A 19,501-nucleotide genomic window follows, 5' to 3' on the forward strand; every position below is an offset into this window, starting at 1 on the left:
ATAGCGGACAAGAAGATCCGACCTTAATGCTTAGCCGATGGCACCTCCGACATGTAATCCGCCCTACTCACTGAAAGGACCACATAGCATGCAACAATCCATGGTCGTCGCACTGTTCAGAAATTTTCTCGGAAATGCGCCTGACTGGTATAAAAAGGCCATTATTGCGTTTTTAATCATCAACCCCCTGCTCTTTCAGGTCAGTCCGTATTTAGCGGGTTGGGCACTCATACTAGAGTTTATCTTCACCTTGGCTATGGCATTGAAATGCTATCCATTGCAACCCGGCGGCTTGCTGGTCATTGAAGCGGTGTTTATCGGCATGACCAGCCCCGAACATATCAAGCACGAAATAGTGGTAAATATTGAGGTGCTGTTGCTGCTGATTTTTATGGTGGCAGGCATCTACTTTATGAAAGATTTGTTGCTATATCTGTTCACTAAGCTTCTGATCAGATTGCGCAGCAAAACGGCTCTTGCGCTGGCATTCACGCTCTCTTCGGCGGTACTTTCCGCCTTCTTAGATGCGTTGACCGTGATTGCGGTGATTATCAGTGTCGCTACCGGTTTCTACTCCATCTACCATAAAGTCGCATCTGGCAAAGACTATCATCACGAACACGATCACACCGCGGATGACAGCATGCCTATGCCCAGTCGAGAAGACTTGGAAGGTTTCCGCAGCTTTTTGCGCAATTTGATGATGCATGCCGCAATTGGTACGGCACTGGGCGGCGTTACTACCATGGTGGGTGAACCACAAAACCTGATTATTGCTGATAAGGCTGGTTGGAACTTTGTTGAATTCCTGGTACGCATGGGCCCTATTACCTTGCCAGTGTTGATCGCTGGGTTGTTGACCACCATTTTGCTGGAGAAATTCAAACTTTTCTCTTATGGTGCACAGCTTCCCGAGACCGTACGCACTATCCTTGCTGACTACAGTAATCACGTAGACAAGCAGCGCACTAAGCGCGATACCGCAAAGTTAATGATACAGTCATTGATTGCCGTGTGGTTGGTAATTGGTCTGGCTTTCCACTTGTCTGCTGTAGGCTTAATTGGTCTATCAGTTATCGTACTGGCGACTGCCTTCTGCGGCGTTGTTGACGAGCATCAAATTGGTAAGGCATTCGAAGAAGCCTTGCCCTTTACTTCACTACTTTGCGTATTTTTTGCTGTAGTGGCCGTCATTATTGATCAGGGATTATTTACTCCTGTTATCGATTGGGTATTAACCTTTGAAGGCAAAACTCAGTTAGTCATGTTCTATCTGGCTAACGGATTATTGTCCATGGTCAGTGACAACGTGTTTGTGGGCTCCGTGTACATCACTGAAGTCAGTACCGCCCTGAAACACGGTCATATTACTCGTGACCAGTTTGATATGCTGGCCGTCGCCATTAACACCGGGACTAACCTACCAAGTGTTGCTACGCCTAATGGTCAGGCTGCGTTTTTATTCTTACTGACATCGGCATTAGCGCCATTATTAAGATTGTCATACGGTCGAATGGTTTATATGGCTTTGCCCTACACGGTAGTGCTTACCCTAGTCGGGCTGGCTGCAACCTATTTTGGTTTATTGGAGTCGACTGAGTGGCTATATCACATGGAGTGGATTAATCACCATAGTCCTTCTGAGATGCCTCACGAATAACTAATCAGACGCCTCGCAAGAGGCGTTTTCACTTTTGATAAGAGAGCGTATGCAATTGTTTTCTCAAATAGCAGAATGGCCAACCAAACGCTGGCCCTGGGCATTGTTGTTTATCTCAGCTTTGATACTGGAACTCACTGCACTGTACTTCCAGTATGGTATGGGCCTTGAGCCTTGCATCATGTGTATTTATCAGCGCAATGCGGTATTCGGCCTGCTGTTTGCCGGTCTGTTTGGCATGCTTCTATACAAAGCCTGGTTTGGACGACTGTTGGCCTTTGGCCTATGGGCTGTATCAGCCATTTGGGGATTACTGATAGCTATCGAACATGTGGATATTCAAACTGCTGCGAACCCATTTTTTACTGTCTGCGAAATTGTTCCCAACTTTCCCAGTTGGTTGCCTCTGCATGAGTGGATCCCGCAAGTTTTCGCCGCTACAGGTGATTGTGGGGACATTGACTGGTCATTTATGGACATGAGTATGCCGCAGTGGATGATCGTGATTTTCGCGGTTTACACAGCACTACTGGCCACAACACTTGTCGCCAGACTGGCAAGATTCAAAAACATATAAATACTGAGGGCTGGCAACACAATGCTGGCCCATTTTCTTTGCGGTCAAATATAAATATCCAGGTGCCCGGGACCTGCTCGGTTTTCCCCTTCAACCGGCTTTTCCGCTTCCTGTTTTGTTTTTTTCTTGCCCTTCTGCTCTTGCTGCTGTTGCCGACTTTGCCGCTCTTCAGCCGTCAGATTTCGGTCATCTTCTTCAAGCGAACGAAGCTTGGCCTCTTTACTGACTTGCTCGACACGCTGTTCATCCTGAACTGGGTTCGTTTTTCCCTGCTTAGGCAAGATTGGAAACAATAAATCGCTAACCATCTATACTCCCATCGCTCTTTTCTCGTCTGAAGTCACTCTTTTATCGGTCATATTTTAAACACATTTAATCATTGGACTCGAGTTTTTGGGTTTTGTGCCATCAATTTCTAACAACTTATTCTTTTTTGCTTTAACCAATGTCAATTTTTGCACCAATTTCCACTTGCCTTAGGACCATGCCATGCAGTAAGTTAAAGGCCGAACAAAGATAGCGTGAATAATTAATTAGCAACATGATTACTCAGAACCTGAAAGCGATTCATCATCACCATCATATAGCATAACCTTTCAGGTTCGTGCTGGAAGGTCTATGGTTACCTTCCAGTGGCATATCGAACCAGATTTAGATACCCCCGGAAGGCAACTTCCGGGGGTTTTTCGTTTTAGGGCTCGTGAAAATTAAGGTAGGAAATATGACAGACCGCAACAGACTCAGAATTGCCGTACAGAAATCCGGCCGCCTTTGCGAAGGCAGTATGGAGTTACTCAAAGCTATCGGCGTCAAGTTGTCGATTCGCGACCGCTTGTTGATTGCCCATGCCACCAACTTGCCCATCGATCTGCTGCGAGTCAGAGATGACGACATTCCGGGTTTGGTGATGGATGGTGTGGTTGATTTGGGCTTCATCGGCGAAAACGAGCTGGAAGAAAAAATGCTTGAGCGACAGGCCCAGGGTAAACAGTTCCAATATAAGACCCTGGAACGCTTAGAGTTTGGCGGTTGCCGTTTGTCCCTGGCGGTACCGAATGAAATGGATTACCAAAACGTGCAGTCTCTGCAAGGTAAAAAAGTCGCCACCACCTACCCCTTTTTGCTGGAGCGCTTTTTCCGCGAGCAGAATGTCGATGCTAAAGCCGTCATGCTTAATGGTTCGGTTGAAGTCGCCCCGCGCGCCGGACTAGCCGATGCCATCTGCGACCTGGTCAGTACCGGCGCAACCCTGGAAGCCAATGGCTTGGTAGAAAAGGACGTCATTTTCCGCTCCAAGGCCGTACTGATTCAACGCAGTGGCGACATGCTGGACAGCAAACAGCAACTTATCGACAAACTACTGACCCGCATTAACGGCGTAATGCAAGCGCGGGAAAGCAAGTACATCATGCTGCACGCACCAAAGGATAAGATAGAGCAGGTGAAACAGCTTTTACCTGGTGCAGAGAACCCGACACTTCTACCTCTGGCCGGCAATGAAACCAGTGTCGCTGTGCACGTAGTAAGCACCGAAACCCTGTTCTGGGAAACCATGGAAAAACTAAAAGCCCTGGGTTGCAGCAGCATTCTGGTGCTCCCCATCGAAAAAATGTTGGGTTAAGTATGCAAGACTGGAATCAATTAGCCACGCCACAACAAGCCGCTTTGTTGCGTCGCCCAGCGCTGGCCGATAATCAAAGCTTAAGCCAGGCCGTGACCGCCATTATCGAACAGGTTGCCAATGAGGCCGATGAGGCATTATTCAGCTTGGCAAAACGCTTTGATGGAGTTGAACTAACCGATCTACGGTTATCCAATGTCGCTGTCGAACAGGCCATTGCCGCACTCAGCAATGAACGTAAAGCTGCCATTGAACTTGCTTATCAGAACATTCGGAAGTTCCATGAAGCGCAGCGCCCTCAGGATGTCCAGGTGGAAACCAGCCCCGGCGTCATCTGCGAGCTTAAACACCAAGCCATCGCTTCTGTGGGCCTGTACATTCCCGGCGGCACCGCACCGTTGCCCTCTACGGTATTGATGCTGGGCGTGACTGCCCAGGTAGCAGGTTGCCCGCGTAAAGTGCTGTGCAGCCCGCCGAACAAGCAAGGTTCACTGGCCGCTGAAATACTTTACGCTGCAACCCTGTGCGAAATAGACGAAATTTATCTGTGCGGCGGTGCCCAGGCTATTGCTGCCATGGCCCTTGGCACGCCAAGCATTGCCAAAGTAGATAAGATCTTTGGTCCGGGCAACAGCTATGTAACCGAGGCCAAACAGCAGGTCAGTCGAATTCCAGGCGGCCCTGCCATCGATATGCCAGCAGGTCCATCTGAAGTACTGGTTATCGCCGACGAGTTCGCCAATCCGGCTTTTGTTGCCTCTGACCTGCTCTCTCAGGCTGAACACGGGGTTGACTCACAAGCGGTATTAGTGAGTGATTCAGAACCGCTAATCAGCGCAGTAAAACAAGCCGTTGAGCAGCAGCTTAGCCGCTTAGGACGGGCCGAGATTGCCCGTCAAAGTATGCAGCACGGCCGCTACATCCTGACCCGGAATATGGCAGAAGCCGTTGAAGTATCAAATCAATACGGCCCAGAGCATTTAATTCTTCAAATGGAGAATCCACGCAGTTGGCTGGACAAACTCACCAATGCCGGCTCCATTTTTGTTGGCCCCTGGTCGCCAGAATCGGCTGGCGACTATGCCAGCGGCACTAACCATGTGCTGCCGACTTATGGTTATGCCAGAAATACCTCAAGCTTGGGCCTGCTGGATTTTCTGCGCCGCTATACCGTTCAGGACCTAAGCCAGGAAGGCCTAAAGCAGATTGGCCCAGCCATTATGTGCCTGGCTGACGCCGAAGGTCTGGACGCACACAAACAAGCCGTAGCCCTTAGATTGGATGCTTTAAAATGACAGATGGCCTGATTGACGCTTTACAAGCGAAACACCTTAGAGATCTGAAGCCTTATGAGTCGGCGCGACGCTTATTCTCAGGCGGACAAGACTGGTTAAATGCCAATGAATCGCCTTTTGTCGGCGAGTATAGCCTGGACAGTCAAAAGCTTAACCGCTATCCGGACTGCCAGCCTAAAGCGGTCATACAGGCCTATGCTGCTTACGCTGGCGTAACGCCCGAGCAGGTACTGGTCAGTCGCGGCGCCGATGAAGGTATAGAACTATTAATTCGAGCGTTCTGTGATGCCGGGCAGGACAGTATTCTTATCTGTCCACCCACTTATGGCATGTACGCCATCAGCGCCGAGACCTTTAACGTTAAGGTAAATAAAGCCCCGCTTAATGCGGATTTCAGCCTCAACCTTGATGCCATGGCCGAATTTGTCGGTAAGGTCAAAATAGTATTTATCTGTTCGCCGAATAACCCTACCGGTACGCAGGTCGCGCCTGAACAAATCGAGCAGGCACTGGCGCTTTTTGCAGGTTCTGCCCTGGTCGCAGTAGACGAAGCCTACATTGAGTTCGCGCAAGGCCAGGGCTGGGCCGGGCAGTTAGCCAATTACCCGAATCTGGTGGTACTGCGCACCTTATCCAAGGCCTTTGGTCTGGCGGGCATTCGCTGCGGCTTCACCCTGGCCTCCCCTGAGATTATTCAGGTGCTACTCAAAGCCATCGCGCCCTATCCTTTGGCTGAGCCTGTCGCCCAGATTGCCGCCCAGGCCCTGTCACCACAAGGACTGGCATGGATGCGGGAGAAAGTCGAAGTCCTGAATGTGCTAAGACAACGGCTGCAAGATCAGTTGCAAACTCTGGGCGACTTTGTTCAGGTTGGCGACTGCCAGGCCAACTTTATTTTACTGCGCAGCCAATATAAACAAGGGCTGATGGATGATCTGGTCGCTCAGGGTATTTTGATCCGCGATCAGTCCAAGCAACTAGGGTTGGAAAACTGCCTGCGTATCAGTATCGGCACAGAAGAACAAAATCAGCGGCTCGTGGCCGCCATGCAACGCTTTTTTGAGGAGAAGGCCAGATGAGCCAGCAAGCTATTTTATTTATCGACCGCGACGGTACGCTGGTAGAAGAACCGGCCATTGATAAACAGTTAGACAGTCTGGAAAAACTGGTCTTTGAACCTATGGTGATTCCAGTGTTAACCCGTCTGCAGCAAGCAGGATTTAAGCTGGTGATCGTCAGTAACCAGGACGGCCTTGGCACCGACAGTTTCCCGCAGGCGGACTTTGATGCGCCGCACAATAAAATGATGGAACTGTTCGCCAGTCAGGGAGTGACCTTTGACGACGTGTTAATTTGCCCGCACTTTGATGCAGACAATTGCAGTTGCCGCAAACCCAAGCTGGGGCTGGTTAAAGACTATTTGCAACAAGGCAAAATCGATTTTACCCGTTCCTATGTGATTGGTGATCGCCCCACCGATATCCAACTGGCAGACAATATGGGAATTGTCGGTATTCGCTATGACAGGCAGGACAACAACTGGCTGGCCATTGAGAAACAATTAAAAGGTCAGGGCCGCATCGCCGAGGTTATTCGTACCACCTCGGAAACCAATATCCGTATTAAGGTGGACCTGGACAATCAGGCCAAATCGCAAATTAGCACTGGCCTTGGCTTTTTTGACCATATGCTGGATCAAATTGCCACCCACGGCGGCTTTAACATGCAGGTTGAGGTAAACGGCGATCTGCACATTGACGACCACCACTCAGTGGAAGACACCGCCTTAGCTCTGGGTGATGCGCTGCGTAAAGCACTAGGTGATAAACGCGGTATAGGTCGCTTTGGCTTTGCCCTGCCGATGGATGAATGCCGCGCCGAGTGTGTGCTAGATATTTCGGCCCGCCCTTATTTAAAGTTCGATGCTGAGTTTAGCCAGGAACGGGTTGGTGAAATGTCGACACAGATGGTATCGCACTTTTTCCGCTCCTTGGCAGACTCTATGGGGGTCTCTCTGCACCTTTCTACCACCGAAGGCAATGCCCACCATCAGGTAGAAAGTCTGTTTAAGGTATTCGGCCGGGCCTTGCGTCAGGCCATCACTAAACAAGGTGATGTGCTGCCGAGCAGCAAGGGGGCGCTCTAGTGGAACTGGTGATTGTAGATACCGGCTGCGCCAATATTGCCTCGGTACGCTTTGCCGTTGAGCGCCTGGGGTGTCCGGTGACGGTCTCCGATGACCCCGAGGTTATCAAAAGTGCTGACAAAGTCATTCTACCCGGCGTTGGCTCTGCGCCGGCTGCCATGCAAAAAATTGAAACCAAAGGACTGATCACTGTGGTCAGAGAACTTACCCAGCCAACACTGGGGATTTGCCTGGGCATGCAGCTAATGACCCGTCAGTCTGAAGAGGGTCATGTGGCTTGCCTTGGCATGATTGCCAGTGAGGTTAAACGCATGCAGGTCGGCAACCTACGTTTACCTCATATGGGTTGGAATACCATCACACCCAATCCAGACAGCCCGCTATTTGATGGCATTAAAGACGGCAGCTATTTCTATTTTGTGCACAGTTTTGCCGTGTCGGTATGTGATTACACCCTAGCACGCTGCGATTACGGCATGCCATTCAGTGCCAGTATTGGCCAGGGCAATTTTATGGGTGTGCAATTCCACCCTGAGCGCTCCGGCGAGGCAGGCAGCCGTTTGTTGAACAATTTTATCAGCCAGTGCTGATCCAGATTCGACCACTGGCAACGCCTTTGGTCAATCGGGCTTTGGCCCGAACAAGACGAGAGAAAATATGATAATTCCAGCCATAGACCTTATTGATGGTGAGGTGGTACGCCTTTATCAGGGCGATTACCAACAAAAAACCCGTTACACCCAGCAACCACTGGATGTAGCTAAAGCCTATGCCAGCGCTGGCGCAAGTTGGCTGCATATTGTTGATCTGACCGGCGCCAAAGACCCGGCCAAACGCCAACTTGGTCTTATCCGCGAGCTGGCTGACAGCAAACTAATGAAGTTTCAGGCTGGCGGCGGTATTCGCAGCGAGCAGGATGTAAAGGACTTACTCAGCACTGGTATTGAGCGCGTGGTGATTGGATCACTGGCGGCCAAACAGCCGGAGCTCGTAAAGGGCTGGCTGCGTGAATACGGTAGCGATGCTATCGTACTGGCACTGGACATTAATATTAACGCCCAAGGCAAGAAATGCATTGCTACGCACGGCTGGCAACAGGACAGTGGCGTAGAACTGGCCCCCTTACTGGATGGATTTCTGGAAGCTGGTGCCAAACACGTACTTTGTACCGATATTGCCTGCGACGGCACTCTGCAAGGCCCCAATCAGGCCTTGTATCAGGAAATGAAAGCTGCCTTCCCACAAATTATCTGGCAAGCATCCGGCGGCATAGGCAACCTTGAGCATATTCAGGCACTTAAAGGCACCCAGGTCGACTCTGTGATCCTGGGCCGTGCCCTGCTGGAAGGCAAATTTGAACTGGCTGAAGCCATTGCACTATGGGAGCAAAACTGATGCTGGCCAGACGTATTATCCCCTGCTTGGATGTGAAAGACGGTAAAGTGGTGAAAGGCGTGCAATTTCGTAACCATGAAATTGTCGGTGATATTGTACCGCTAGCCGAGCAATATGCTTTGGCAGGCGCTGACGAATTGGTGTTCTACGATATCACCGCTTCCAGTGATGCACGGGTGGTGGACAAAAGCTGGGTAAGCCGGATTGCCGAAGTCATTAACATTCCATTTTGTGTGGCCGGCGGGATTAAATCGGTAGAAGACGCTGGCAAGGTACTGGAAATGGGCGCCGATAAGGTTTCCATCAACTCTCCGGCGCTAGCCGATCCCACCCTGATCACAAAGCTGCATGACCAATTTGGCCAGCAATGCGTGGTTATTGGTATCGACAGCTATTTTGATCAGTCCTCCAATACCTACCAGGTCAAACAGTTTACCGGCGACGAGAAACGTACTCTGACCACCGGCTGGCAAACCGCAGACTGGGTTAAGGAAGTGCAGCAGCGAGGCGCTGGTGAAATTGTACTCAACTGCATGAATCAGGACGGGGTGCGTCAGGGCTATGACATTGCCCAACTCGCCGCCATTCGTGTCAGCTGCCAGGTGCCGCTAATCGCCTCAGGCGGCGCGGGAACCATGGAGCACTTCAAGGCGGTGTTTGAACAGGCAGATGTAGACGGTGCGCTGGCCGCCTCGGTTTTTCACAAAGGCATCATCGCTATCCCCGCATTAAAACAGTATCTACGTGACCAAGGTATTCCCATCAGGGACTAGCGCAGTTCAACACGAGTGAGGAATTTATGATTATCAACCAAGACAATATTGACGCGCTGGCCTGGGAGAAAATGGACGGCATGTTGCCGGTTGTGGTGCAACATGCCATCTCGGGAAAAATTCAGATGCAGGGCTATATGGATCGTGCAGCCCTGCAAAAAAGTCTGGATACCGGTCATGTGACCTTTTTCAGCCGCTCCAAACAAAGGTTGTGGACCAAGGGTGAAAGCTCAGGCCATACCCTTGATTTGGTGGAATTGAGCTGTGATTGTGACCAGGATGCCCTGATTGCCCTGGCCTTACCTAACGGCCCAACCTGTCATACCGGCGACCCAAGCTGCTGGCATCAGGGTGCTACCCCTAGCCTGACCTTTGTTGCTGAACTTGAACAGCTTTTAGCCCTGCGTAAATCGGCTGCCCCGGACAGCAGTTACACTGCCAGTCTTTATGCCAAAGGGATCAAACGGATCGCTCAGAAAGTGGGCGAAGAAGGCGTGGAAACAGCGTTAGCCGCCACCGTTGGCGATTTAGAAGAATTGAAGAATGAAAGTGCTGATCTGCTTTACCACCTGCTGGTTCTACTGCAGGCCAGCAATCTTAGCCTTCAGGATGTTATTCAGGTACTGCAAAGTCGTCACCAAAAGCCGGAGTAATCTCCGGCTTTCCCGCCTATTCATTCGATTTTATCGATATAATTCCTCGATATTCAGGCATATTAATTTTCATATACAAGCCGTAAGCTATTGCTATCGAATATAAGGAGGTAATTTGCGTAATTCCGAAACCAGCTGGGGGTGGACCAGCATCATTTTACACTGGCTCAGTGCAATGGCAGTGATTGGCTTGTTTGCGCTGGGTTGGTGGATGGTAGACCTGGATTACTACAGTGAGTGGTATAGGGAAGCACCGCACCTACACAAAAGTATCGGAATACTGTTGGCCTTAACAACCTTATTGCGACTTTTGTGGCGCTTCAAAAAGCGACGTCCTGAGGCACAGGGGAAACCATGGGAAGTGAATCTGTCCCATCTCACTCATGTGCTTATGTATATTTTGCTACTTGCCATTTTTACCAGTGGTTACCTGATTTCCACCGCCGACTCACGCGGTATTGATGTATTTAACTGGTTCACGGTGCCCGGCTTCGGTGAATGGGTTGAAAATCAGGAAGATCTGGCAGGTGAAATTCACGAGTGGCTGGCATGGAGTTTGATAGGTCTAGTAGTACTGCATGCCCTGGCAGCCATCAAACACCACGTTATTGATAAAGACAACACCTTAACCCGAATGCTAAAACCTTGATAAGGAGATTACCTTTTATGAAGAAGCAATTACTTGCAGCCAGTCTGTTGGCACTGATGGGCACGGCCCCTTTGGCACATGCCGCCGACTATGCGATCGACACCAAAGGCGCGCACGCCTCGGTAAATTTCAAGGTAAAGCACATTGGCTTTTCCTGGCTGACCGGACGTTTCAACAAGTTTGATGGTCAGTTCAGCTACGATGCTGAAAACCCAACAGCCTCAACCATTGAAGTAAATATCGACACCACCAGCATAGATTCCAACCATGCTGAACGCGATAAACATATTCGCAGTGGTGACTTCCTGAATGTCAGCAAGTTCCCCACCGCCAAGTTTGTCAGCACTAAGGTGGTAAAGGATGATGACAATGAGTTGAATATCCACGGTAACCTGACGCTGCACGGCGTGACCAAGCCAGTGGTTATCGAAGTAGAAAAAGTGGGCGAAGGTAAAGATCCTTGGGGCGGCTACCGTGTGGGTTTCGAAGGTTCAACCACCATCAGCATGCGTGAATTCGGTATTGAACATAAACTCGGCGACCTAGCCGACACCGTAGAGCTGGAATTGCATGTAGAAGGTATTCGTAAGTAATTCGCTCGTAGCTTTTAGATTAAGGCAGACCCAAGTCTGCCTTATCTTCTCTACCCCGCCCTCTCCCAAGCAAAAACAGATGACAAGCAGACGAAAACGGAGTAAAAAGCGCCAATTTTAGTTTGTGCCGAGATCCCCTTGAGCGCCCTTATTCAATTACCGACCGAACTTAGTCAGCACAGCCTCGACAATCTCGCTGACAATCTGGCCGAGAAAGGCTACATGGTAATGCCTGAAATGCTGCCCCCGCATATCACCGAATCCCTGCTGTTAGAGGTGTCTGAATATGGTCGACAACATTTCCAACCGGCTGGCATAGGCCGGGAGCAGCAACAACAGCAAAACCAGTTTGTCCGCACAGACGAAATTCGCTGGTTAACCGGTCAGACAGATGCCCAGCAAGAGTTTCTGACGGTAATGGAGCAATTGCGCCTGGGATTAAATCGTCGCTTGTTTATGGGCTTGTTCGACTATGAGTGTCACTTCGCACACTATGGCCCAGGGGATTTCTATAAAAAGCATCTGGATGCCTTTAAAGGACGCACAAACCGTGTACTCAGTACGGTTTTATATCTCAACCCCGGTTGGACTACCGAGGACGGTGGTGAGCTGCTGATGTATGAGAAAAAGCAAAAAGCCCCTTTTCTTAAACTAACCCCACTGTTTGGCCAGATGGTGATCTTCTTAAGTGAGCGTTTCCCCCACGAAGTGCTAGCTGCCAACCGTGATCGCTACAGTATCGCTGGCTGGTTCAGGGTCAATGCCAGTATCGGCGGCGCAATCGACCCTGCCCGCTAGCTAGGAATATTGGACTAAGCCGACTGGGGGTCTGGCTTAGTCAGCATGTTCAGGATTGAGCGGTGCCGCATACATGCTCAGCATGCGCTGACGGATTTCTTCTGGCACATCAGCCAAACGCTGGTCAAAGCGCTCACGTTCAACCTTGAGCTGACTGGCACTAAAATGGGCGTTCTCGTGACTGGTATCCAAGCCCAGTTTTTCAGCCGCCAAATGGGTGGTGGTCAAAGTCGGATAAAGCGCGCGAATCTGCTTATCGATTTCTTCAGCAACCTGTTTGGCTGAATCAAACTGCGGCCCCTTTATCGGTTGCCCAAAGCACACTTCGACTTTGCCTTTGTAACCAACAATGCCGCGAGAAATACTGGCCACATCTTCATGGTCTTCCTTCTCATACTGTCCCGTCATGGCTTGCTGATGCAATTCTTTGGCTTTTGCCAGATCGCAGGGATCGTATTCATAACCTATAGCCACAGGCACGATACGTAGTTGACTCAGGTACTCAGAAAATTCCTGCTCTTTAGGTTTATTGAGCATCAACATGGAAATAATCGCCGGGTTGGTCTTATCCACGCCGTCTTTGGCCCGGCCTTCCCGCTGTGCCAGCCAGATATGCGCATTTTCTTCATGCAAGGAATGCTGGATATAGGCAGCGAGCTCTTTACTGGCCTGCAGTTTTTCCCTTTTGCTTGGTACAGAACGTTTAACGATAAAACTCTTGTTCAAACGCATCAGGTCTGACACCCAAGGCTTGGTTAAGAGATTGTCACCAATGGCGATACGAACCGTATCCTGCCCCTTTAAATGCAGCGCCCAACAGACAAACGCTGGGTCCAGCGCAATATCTCTGTGATTGGAGATAAACAAACAAGGACGCGTCAGGTCGAGCTGCTCCAAACCATGAATACTCAGCCCAGTCGTACTGGTGTCGATCATGCGCTGGATAAAAGGCTCCAGCTGTTTCTGAAAATCACGTACCGTTCGAATAGCACCAAAGCGCCTTTTCAAATGCCAGCGCAAAGCCACCGCCAAAGGCTTACCCAACCACTTAGGCCAATTGGCAAAGCGAAAACGCACCAAAGCATCCAACAATTCAGGATCGTTGAACAAGCGCTGCAGCACAGTCTGAACTTCATCGTCCTGATAAGGACGGATTTGAGCAAAGGTATCCATGAACAATCGATTCACGCCATAAAAAAACGCGCCAATTTACCTGTAGACAAGCAGAAGCTCAATGCCTTGTATGGTAAATTTTTGTTAACACAGAGCAGTTTAATACCACTATCTTACTTTTATTGGCCGAAGCGTTTACCACCATGCTGCAGGTAGTTTTGTTCTTCTTCACTAGCAACACGCCCCAATACCTGGTTACGATGTGGAAAACGCCCAAATCTGGCAATGATATCTCGGTGTTCTATGGCATAGCGCAGAGCATTTGAGGCCATTTGCAACTGCTCGCCCTCAGTATACAGGGAGGCGAGCAGCGAAAACTGTTGCACAGACAAGGCCTGTATATCCTGTTGTTCTGCATGTTCCAATGGATGATAGAAGAATATCCGCTCTATTAGTGATAATTGCTGATCATGACCAAGGGTTATTCCCTCCAGGCAAAGTCCCAGAGCCTTTTCATCATAGGCAAAGGCTTGAGCTGTCCCACGGTGAATGTTTCGACTGAATTGGTCAAACAAAAGGATCTGTGCCAACCGTCCTTTGGCAGTTTGCAGCCAGTTATCCAGTTTACCCTGATAAGCCTGTTCAAGCAGGCTGGCATACGCCTTGCGGATATGCTTATCAGTCTGGGGATCTGCGCCATACCAGATACCTGACTTACCCGACTCAGCTAATCCATCCCGAATCTCACCGAACCAGTACATCAGGATCCCATCTGCCTCTTCCGGAATTGTTTCCTCAAAATTATTACTCATATTATTCAATCACTTAGATATATTTTCTGAAATTTCTCAAGATCTTGTATTGAAAGCAACTTGGCCAACCCTATATAGATATTGTCGATGCCTGAGGGGTCGACAAATTAAATCAGCCGCCGCGTTGCGGGGCTACAACAACCCATATTGCTTACGAGGATATGACTATGCGTAATATTGATCTGTCTCCACTTTATCGTTCTTTCATCGGTTTTGACCACCTTGCATCTATGATTGATGCCGCCAGCCGTAACGAAAAGCAGCCTTCTTATCCCCCCTACAATATTGAATTGCTGGGTGAGGACAAGTATCGCATCACCATGGCGGTAGCGGGCTTTGCTGAGTCAGAACTGGAAATCCAGGTTGAAGAGAACACTTTACATGTTACCGGCAACAAAGCGGAAAAAGAGGAAGCGCGCAATTTCCTGCATAAAGGAATTTCAGAGCGTAACTTCGAGCGTAAGTTCCAGCTTGGTGACCATGTCAAAGTGCTGGGTGCCGATTTGAAAAATGGCCTGCTGCACATTGACCTTGAGCGTGTTATCCCCGAGGCGAAAAAGCCTCGCAAGATTGAAATAGGTAGCAGTCTGTTGGAAAACAAAGGCTAAGCCCTAAAGCCCTTTCCTCTCTCCCTGGAAGCGGCTCTTATGAGCCGCTTTTTTATAATTCAAGCTCGCTCAACAGACCTTCAGACAATCTGCTTAACCAGAAAATCGATCAACAGCTTATTTACTTCTTTACTATGGCTGATGGGTGACATGTGTCCACCAGATACCCATAAGCGCTGCACTCTAGGTAAATACTCAACCAGAGCATCTGCAACAGCCAGCGCTGAACTGCGGGACTGTTTTCCGCTTAACAGCAATACAGGGCATTGAATTTGGGCGTAATCAGCAAGCTGGTAGGCTTCGCTGGTCAGGCCAATAAAGTCCATTCTGACCTTTTTAACCTGTCCAGCAAAACCCTGCTGAACCGCCAACGGCATAGACTCAAAATAGCCCGCCCCATTCCAGTAGTTAACAAAGCAAGCCCCCGCCTGCGCCGCATCCAAGTGCGCGACCTTTTTCCCCAGCTCCTGCACCTCAAGCCAACCTGCAGATTCGTGTGACAGTAAATGGAAAGCGACCGGCTCGAACAAGCTAAGCGACAGCACCGCATTAGGCCGTTCGTGAGCAAGTTTAAGCGCTACAGCACCACCAAAAGAATGAGCGCATATATGAAACTGCCTAACCCCTAAGTCAGATAAATGTTGCTCAATGCGCTGCGTTTCGTTCTCCAGACTAAACGGTACGGTAAGTGTTGGAGCAGGCGCCTGACCATAACCAAGCAGGTCAAAATTGACTATGCGAAACGCATCTTCCAATTGGTCTACTAACTCCCGCCATTGACGGGCACTACTCATCGAGCTGTGCAGCAATACCAGGGCTGGTCCCTCAGGATTACCACTGACATACACACCTTGCATAGACATTTCCCTTTTCCCCATAAAAAAAGGAGCTGACGCTCCTTTTTAATCAAAAATCAATTTTGATCAAGCAAGCAAGGCAGATAATTCCTGGCTAACTTGTTCAACCGGCTTGGTACCATCTACTTTATGGTAAGCACAGCGACCGGAAGCGGCCTCATTGCTGTAATAGTCAACCAAAGGTTTGGTCTGTTCGTGGTAGATACCCAGACGCTTGCGTACGGTTTCTTCCTCGTCGTCAGCACGGATAACCAGGTCTTCACCTGTTACATCATCCTTACCTTCCACTTTCGGCGGGTTGTAGGTCACATGATAGACCCGACCTGAAGCAGGGTGGACACGACGGCCAGCCATACGCTCGACAATAATGTCGTCAGCTACGTCAAACTCAATCACATGATCAACGTCTACGCCGTTTTCTTTCATGGCATCGGCCTGAGGAATAGTGCGAGGGAAACCGTCTAACAGAAAACCATTCTGGCAATCAGGTTGAGCAATACGCTCTTTTACCAAACCAATAATAAGCTCATCGGAGACCAGTTTACCTTCGTCCATGACTTTCTTGGCAGCAAGGCCGAGCTCGGTGCCAGCACTGATGGCGGCTCTGAGCATATCGCCGGTAGATATCTGTGGTATCCCGAATTTACCCATTAAAAATTGGGCTTGCGTGCCCTTTCCTGCTCCGGGAGCGCCAAGCAAAATGATGCGCATACCTGATCCTCTTACTGGTCTGTGACAATTATATGAATGAGCTGGGAACTTTACACATTAAGCCCAGGGGTTACAAGCCGAAAACCGTGTGAAAAACACCATGTCAGACCATAGTTTTAGCGGTCTTTAACCATAAAGGGCGGACCTGCTGGCCCGCCCTTTGTTATCGGTACTGAAAACTTACTTGACTAGTTCCATCAACAGCTTATTCAAGCGCCCCACAAAGGCCGCAGGATCTTTCAAACTGCCCTGCTCAGTGAGTGCAGCCTGATCGAACAAGACTTCGGTCAGCTGAGCGAAACGGTCTTCGTCCTGTAGCTCAGCTAAGACCTTCACCAGACTATGATCTGGATTCAGTTCAAAGTGATAGGTCATCTCAGGAACACTTTGCCCGGCAGCCTGCATCAGTTTAATCATCTGCGTGCTCATGCCATATTCATCAGCCACCACACAAGCGGGCGAATCGGTCAGACGATGGCTTAATTTCACCTCTTTGACTCGCTCACCCAGTACGGTTTTAACCCGCTCGGTCAGACCAGCAACTTGCTTCTCGGCCTCTTCCTGTGCTTTTTTGGTCTCTTCATCGTCCAGGTCTCCCAGATCCAACTGACCTTTGGTAATGGCCTGGAACGGCTTTTCCTTGTATTCATTCAGATGAGACATCAGCCATTCGTCGATGCGGTCAGACATCAGCAAGACTTCAATGCCCTTCTTACGGAAGATCTCCAAATGAGGACTGGATTTAGCAGCCTGATAATTATCAGCCGTAATGTAGTAGATCTTATCCTGGCCTTCCTTCATACGGGCAAGATAGTCGTCCAGTGATACAGTTTGCGCACTGCTGTCTTCCTGCGTGGAGGCAAAACGTAGCAAGCCCGCAATTTTCTCACGGTTGCTGTAATCTTCTGCCGGCCCTTCCTTAAGCACATTGCCAAATTCGTTCCAGAAGCTCTGGTACTTGTCTTTGTCATTAGAGGCCAGACGCTCCAGCATCTGCAGCACTTTTTTGGTACAGCCCTGGCGCATGGCCTGAGTGATCTTATTGTCCTGCAGAATCTCACGAGAGACGTTAAGCGGTAAGTCGTTAGAGTCCAAGACCCCTTTGACAAAACGCAGGTACACCGGCATAAACTGCTCGGCATCATCCATGATAAACACGCGCTGCACGTAAAGCTTCAAGCCGTGTTTCTGCTCACGATTCCACAAATCAAAGGGGGCTTTAGCCGGCACATACAGCAGGCTGGTGTACTCAGTCTTACCTTCCACTTTATTGTGCGACCATAGCAGCGGATCGCCAAAATCATGGGAAACGTGCTTATAGAATTCCTGATATTCCTCGTCACTGACTTCAGACTTATCACGGGTCCAAATTGCCGTGGCCTTGTTGATGGTCTCCCACTTACCCGGCTCAGCTGGCACTTTCTCACCATCAGGCCCTTCCCTCTCAGGCACTTCGTCTTTGTACATCTGCACAGCCACGCTAATGTGATCAGAGTACTTACCTATGATGGAGCGCAGACGCCAGTCATCTAAAAATTCTTTTTCGTCGTCTTTCAGGTGCAAGATAACGTCGGTACCACGCCCGGCTTTTTCAATATCAGCGACAGTGAAATCACCTTCTCCGGCACTTTCCCACTCCACACCGCGAGACGCATCCTGACCAGCTGCGCGAGTGCGCACAGTCACTTTGTCAGCGACAATAAAGGCGGAATAGAAGCCCACCCCAAATTGACCAATTAGCTGAGAATCGCGGGCCTGGTCACCAGATAACTTACTGAAAAATTCAGCAGTACCGGATTTGGCAATAGTACCCAGATGTTCAATCACATCATCACGACTCATGCCGATACCGTTGTCGGAAATGGTCAGGGTACCAGCATCTTTATCTACAATCAGACGAACACGCAGATCACCATCGTTCTCGTAGAGTTTGTCGTCAGACAGCGCGCGGAAACGCAGTTTGTCTGCAGCATCGGCGGCGTTTGACACCAGCTCGCGCAGGAAAATCTCTTTATTCGAGTAAAGGGAGTGGATCATTAACTGAAGGAGTTTTTTAACTTCAGTTTGAAAACCATGGGTTTCTTTATGGGCTGCATCTGCCATAAACGGACATCTCCTAGTACTGTTTCATTTCCGACCGCCAATAGGCCATCGGCATCATTCACTTCGAACTAGGAGATAAGGACAGATTGTCTGATTTCAACGATGAATGTCGAAATTTATTCTAAGCATGTGCTTTGTTCAAAGCTCTCTGCGACCACTGAAGGCATGCATCAACGTTGAGCCATCCAGATATTCCAACTCCCCGCCAACCGGCACACCGTGGGCGATTCGACTGGCCTTTATCTCTCGGCTTCGACACATTTGCGCGATGTAATGCGCTGTTGCTTCACCTTCCACGGTCGGATTTGTGGCTAAGATCACTTCCTGGATCTGGTGCTTATCCAACAGCTCGCCAAGGCTATCCAGACCAATATCCGCAGGCCCAATGCCATCAATAGGCGACAAATGTCCCATCAATACAAAATACAGGCCGTTGAATTCCGCCGTTTGCTCTATGGCCATTACATCCTGGGGAGTTTCTACTATGCAAAGAATTCCCTGTTGCTGACGCTTGGGGCTGGCACAGATATCACACAAGTCTGACTCGGTAAAATTGCGGCACTGCTGACAATGCTGTACATGCTCCATGGCATTGTGCAGGGCCGAAGCAAGTTCCTGCGCCCCCACTCTATTGCGCTCCAAGAGCTGAAATGCCATGCGTTGAGCAGATTTCTGGCCAACACCAGGTAAGTATTTCAGGGTACGAATAAGTTCACTGAGTAATGGGCTGAATTTCATGACAACTTTAGAGTTAGGCTAAATGATAAAAGGGACGATTTCGGCCGTCCCTTCATTGGTATCGATTAAAACGGCATCTTAAAACCAGGAGGCAAAGGCATGCCACCGGTCACGCCTGACATTTTCTCTTTTGTGGTTTCCTGGACACGACGTACCGCATCATTGATAGCAGCTGCAACCAAATCTTCGATCATCTCTTTGTCGTCTTCCATCAGACTTTCATCAATATCCACCCGACGTACGCTATGATTACAGGTCATAGTCACTTTCACCATGCCAGCACCTGATTCTCCGGTTACTTCCAATTTTGCCAGATCATCTTGGGCCTTTTGCATACGCTCTTGCATCTGCTGGGCCTGTTTCATCAAGTTGCCCATTCCACCTTTAAACATAATCACC

General features: G+C 49.5%; 22 protein-coding genes and 1 other annotated feature. Of the genes, 14 read left to right on the top strand and 8 right to left on the bottom strand.

The annotated features are described in order from the left end of the window. The first annotated feature begins 88 nt into the window (after positions 1-88). On the top strand, positions 89-1,660 hold the full coding sequence (gene nhaB / locus KJY73_RS18735; RefSeq protein ID WP_206594749.1) for a sodium/proton antiporter NhaB: 1,572 nt from the start codon (positions 89-91) through the stop codon (positions 1,658-1,660). A gap of 49 nt (positions 1,661-1,709) precedes the next feature. Then, positions 1,710-2,237 carry a disulfide bond formation protein DsbB gene (dsbB, locus tag KJY73_RS18740; RefSeq protein ID WP_214345180.1) on the top strand — a complete coding sequence of 176 codons (528 nt, stop codon included), beginning with the start codon at positions 1,710-1,712 and terminating at the stop codon, positions 2,235-2,237. Positions 2,238-2,281: 44 nt separating this feature from the next. Here dsbB and KJY73_RS18745 read toward each other — a convergent pair whose 3' ends face one another. Next, the gene (locus KJY73_RS18745; RefSeq protein ID WP_214345181.1) at positions 2,282-2,545 is read right to left on the bottom strand and encodes a hypothetical protein; all 264 of its coding nucleotides are present in this window, start codon (positions 2,543-2,545) and stop codon (positions 2,282-2,284) included. A gap of 259 nt (positions 2,546-2,804) precedes the next feature. After that, positions 2,805-2,928 (top strand) — a sequence feature (His leader region). Between the two features lie 30 nt (positions 2,929-2,958). Here KJY73_RS18745 and hisG point away from each other — a divergent pair. The 11 genes from hisG to KJY73_RS18800 all read left to right on the top strand — a co-directional run bounded on the left by hisG (position 2,959) and on the right by KJY73_RS18800 (position 12,160). Then, positions 2,959-3,858, top strand: coding sequence for an ATP phosphoribosyltransferase (hisG, locus tag KJY73_RS18750; RefSeq protein ID WP_214345182.1), 900 nt, complete (start codon positions 2,959-2,961; stop codon positions 3,856-3,858). 2 nt (positions 3,859-3,860) lie between these two features. Continuing rightward, positions 3,861-5,153, top strand: coding sequence for a histidinol dehydrogenase (hisD, locus tag KJY73_RS18755; RefSeq protein ID WP_214345183.1), 1,293 nt, complete (start codon positions 3,861-3,863; stop codon positions 5,151-5,153). Continuing rightward, entirely contained in the window at positions 5,150-6,232 is a 1,083-nt protein-coding gene (gene hisC, locus KJY73_RS18760; protein WP_214345184.1) for a histidinol-phosphate transaminase, read from the top strand. Before hisD ends, hisC begins: the two co-directional genes overlap by 4 nt. Then, positions 6,229-7,299 (top strand): bifunctional histidinol-phosphatase/imidazoleglycerol-phosphate dehydratase HisB, encoded by a 1,071-nt coding sequence (gene hisB, locus KJY73_RS18765; protein WP_214345185.1) that lies wholly within the window; start codon positions 6,229-6,231, stop codon positions 7,297-7,299. Before hisC ends, hisB begins: the two co-directional genes overlap by 4 nt. After that, complete coding sequence (hisH, locus tag KJY73_RS18770) at positions 7,299-7,889, top strand: imidazole glycerol phosphate synthase subunit HisH (RefSeq protein WP_214345186.1); 591 nt, start codon at positions 7,299-7,301, stop codon at positions 7,887-7,889. Before hisB ends, hisH begins: the two co-directional genes overlap by 1 nt. 67 nt (positions 7,890-7,956) lie before the next feature. After that, the gene (hisA, locus tag KJY73_RS18775) at positions 7,957-8,694 is read left to right on the top strand and encodes a 1-(5-phosphoribosyl)-5-[(5-phosphoribosylamino)methylideneamino]imidazole-4-carboxamide isomerase (RefSeq protein ID WP_214345187.1); all 738 of its coding nucleotides are present in this window, start codon (positions 7,957-7,959) and stop codon (positions 8,692-8,694) included. Further along, positions 8,694-9,467, top strand: a complete 774-nt coding sequence (gene hisF / locus KJY73_RS18780; protein ID WP_214345188.1) for an imidazole glycerol phosphate synthase subunit HisF — start codon at positions 8,694-8,696, stop codon at positions 9,465-9,467. The genes hisA and hisF overlap by 1 nt, the downstream gene beginning before the upstream one ends. Positions 9,468-9,493: 26 nt before the next feature. Beyond that, positions 9,494-10,120 carry a bifunctional phosphoribosyl-AMP cyclohydrolase/phosphoribosyl-ATP diphosphatase HisIE gene (gene hisIE / locus KJY73_RS18785; protein WP_214345189.1) on the top strand — a complete coding sequence of 209 codons (627 nt, stop codon included), beginning with the start codon at positions 9,494-9,496 and terminating at the stop codon, positions 10,118-10,120. A gap of 175 nt (positions 10,121-10,295) precedes the next feature. Further along, positions 10,296-10,769: a cytochrome b gene (locus KJY73_RS18790; RefSeq protein ID WP_214345337.1), complete on the top strand. Its 474-nt coding sequence runs from the start codon at positions 10,296-10,298 to the stop codon at positions 10,767-10,769. 17 nt (positions 10,770-10,786) lie between these two features. Beyond that, the gene (locus tag KJY73_RS18795) at positions 10,787-11,362 is read left to right on the top strand and encodes a YceI family protein (protein WP_214345190.1); all 576 of its coding nucleotides are present in this window, start codon (positions 10,787-10,789) and stop codon (positions 11,360-11,362) included. Positions 11,363-11,500: 138 nt separating this feature from the next. Beyond that, the gene (locus KJY73_RS18800; RefSeq protein WP_332874231.1) at positions 11,501-12,160 is read left to right on the top strand and encodes a 2OG-Fe(II) oxygenase; all 660 of its coding nucleotides are present in this window, start codon (positions 11,501-11,503) and stop codon (positions 12,158-12,160) included. Between the two features lie 36 nt (positions 12,161-12,196). Here KJY73_RS18800 and KJY73_RS18805 read toward each other — a convergent pair whose 3' ends face one another. Both KJY73_RS18805 and KJY73_RS18810 read right to left on the bottom strand, forming a co-directional pair. Continuing rightward, positions 12,197-13,333: a 1-acyl-sn-glycerol-3-phosphate acyltransferase gene (locus KJY73_RS18805; protein ID WP_214345191.1), complete on the bottom strand. Its 1,137-nt coding sequence runs from the start codon at positions 13,331-13,333 to the stop codon at positions 12,197-12,199. Between the two features lie 119 nt (positions 13,334-13,452). Further along, positions 13,453-14,085 (bottom strand): DUF924 family protein, encoded by a 633-nt coding sequence (locus tag KJY73_RS18810; protein WP_214345192.1) that lies wholly within the window; start codon positions 14,083-14,085, stop codon positions 13,453-13,455. Between the two features lie 167 nt (positions 14,086-14,252). Here KJY73_RS18810 and KJY73_RS18815 point away from each other — a divergent pair, with 167 nt between their 5' ends. Then, positions 14,253-14,693, top strand: coding sequence for an Hsp20 family protein (locus tag KJY73_RS18815; protein ID WP_214345193.1), 441 nt, complete (start codon positions 14,253-14,255; stop codon positions 14,691-14,693). Positions 14,694-14,773: 80 nt separating this feature from the next. On the opposite strand, the gene KJY73_RS18820 is transcribed toward KJY73_RS18815, so the two are convergent. From KJY73_RS18820 to KJY73_RS18840, 5 genes are all read right to left on the bottom strand, one after another. Beyond that, a complete protein-coding gene (locus KJY73_RS18820; protein WP_214345194.1) occupies positions 14,774-15,550 on the bottom strand; it encodes an alpha/beta fold hydrolase in 777 nt (258 codons plus the stop codon). A 66-nt stretch (positions 15,551-15,616) separates the two neighbouring features. Then, positions 15,617-16,261: an adenylate kinase gene (adk, locus tag KJY73_RS18825; RefSeq protein ID WP_214345195.1), complete on the bottom strand. Its 645-nt coding sequence runs from the start codon at positions 16,259-16,261 to the stop codon at positions 15,617-15,619. 180 nt (positions 16,262-16,441) lie between these two features. Next, complete coding sequence (htpG, locus tag KJY73_RS18830; RefSeq protein WP_214345196.1) at positions 16,442-18,364, bottom strand: molecular chaperone HtpG; 1,923 nt, start codon at positions 18,362-18,364, stop codon at positions 16,442-16,444. Between the two features lie 138 nt (positions 18,365-18,502). Further along, positions 18,503-19,102 (bottom strand): recombination mediator RecR, encoded by a 600-nt coding sequence (recR, locus tag KJY73_RS18835; RefSeq protein WP_214345197.1) that lies wholly within the window; start codon positions 19,100-19,102, stop codon positions 18,503-18,505. 65 nt (positions 19,103-19,167) lie between these two features. After that, a complete protein-coding gene (locus KJY73_RS18840) occupies positions 19,168-19,494 on the bottom strand; it encodes a YbaB/EbfC family nucleoid-associated protein (protein WP_214345198.1) in 327 nt (108 codons plus the stop codon). Between the last annotated feature and the right edge of the window lie 7 nt (positions 19,495-19,501).

The organism is Bowmanella yangjiangensis, from assembly GCF_018531185.1.
In the GTDB taxonomy this organism is placed as follows: Bacteria; Pseudomonadota; Gammaproteobacteria; order Enterobacterales; family Alteromonadaceae; genus Bowmanella; species Bowmanella yangjiangensis.

Coding starts and splice junctions, on each gene's coding strand:
- nhaB (WP_206594749.1), top strand. CDS start 89: ATGCAACAATCCATGGTCGTCGCACTGTTCAGAAATTTTCTCGGAAAT.
- KJY73_RS18790 (WP_214345337.1), top strand. CDS start 10,296: ATGGCAGTGATTGGCTTGTTTGCGCTGGGTTGGTGGATGGTAGACCTG.
- KJY73_RS18805 (WP_214345191.1), bottom strand. CDS start 13,333: ATGGATACCTTTGCTCAAATCCGTCCTTATCAGGACGATGAAGTTCAG.
- adk (WP_214345195.1), bottom strand. CDS start 16,261: ATGCGCATCATTTTGCTTGGCGCTCCCGGAGCAGGAAAGGGCACGCAA.
- KJY73_RS18820 (WP_214345194.1), bottom strand. CDS start 15,550: ATGCAAGGTGTGTATGTCAGTGGTAATCCTGAGGGACCAGCCCTGGTA.
- dsbB (WP_214345180.1), top strand. CDS start 1,710: ATGCAATTGTTTTCTCAAATAGCAGAATGGCCAACCAAACGCTGGCCC.
- KJY73_RS18815 (WP_214345193.1), top strand. CDS start 14,253: ATGCGTAATATTGATCTGTCTCCACTTTATCGTTCTTTCATCGGTTTT.
- hisG (WP_214345182.1), top strand. CDS start 2,959: ATGACAGACCGCAACAGACTCAGAATTGCCGTACAGAAATCCGGCCGC.
- htpG (WP_214345196.1), bottom strand. CDS start 18,364: ATGGCAGATGCAGCCCATAAAGAAACCCATGGTTTTCAAACTGAAGTT.
- KJY73_RS18795 (WP_214345190.1), top strand. CDS start 10,787: ATGAAGAAGCAATTACTTGCAGCCAGTCTGTTGGCACTGATGGGCACG.
- KJY73_RS18810 (WP_214345192.1), bottom strand. CDS start 14,085: ATGAGTAATAATTTTGAGGAAACAATTCCGGAAGAGGCAGATGGGATC.
- hisF (WP_214345188.1), top strand. CDS start 8,694: ATGCTGGCCAGACGTATTATCCCCTGCTTGGATGTGAAAGACGGTAAA.
- hisB (WP_214345185.1), top strand. CDS start 6,229: ATGAGCCAGCAAGCTATTTTATTTATCGACCGCGACGGTACGCTGGTA.
- KJY73_RS18840 (WP_214345198.1), bottom strand. CDS start 19,494: ATGTTTAAAGGTGGAATGGGCAACTTGATGAAACAGGCCCAGCAGATG.
- hisIE (WP_214345189.1), top strand. CDS start 9,494: ATGATTATCAACCAAGACAATATTGACGCGCTGGCCTGGGAGAAAATG.
- hisA (WP_214345187.1), top strand. CDS start 7,957: ATGATAATTCCAGCCATAGACCTTATTGATGGTGAGGTGGTACGCCTT.
- hisC (WP_214345184.1), top strand. CDS start 5,150: ATGACAGATGGCCTGATTGACGCTTTACAAGCGAAACACCTTAGAGAT.
- KJY73_RS18745 (WP_214345181.1), bottom strand. CDS start 2,545: ATGGTTAGCGATTTATTGTTTCCAATCTTGCCTAAGCAGGGAAAAACG.
- hisD (WP_214345183.1), top strand. CDS start 3,861: ATGCAAGACTGGAATCAATTAGCCACGCCACAACAAGCCGCTTTGTTG.
- recR (WP_214345197.1), bottom strand. CDS start 19,102: ATGAAATTCAGCCCATTACTCAGTGAACTTATTCGTACCCTGAAATAC.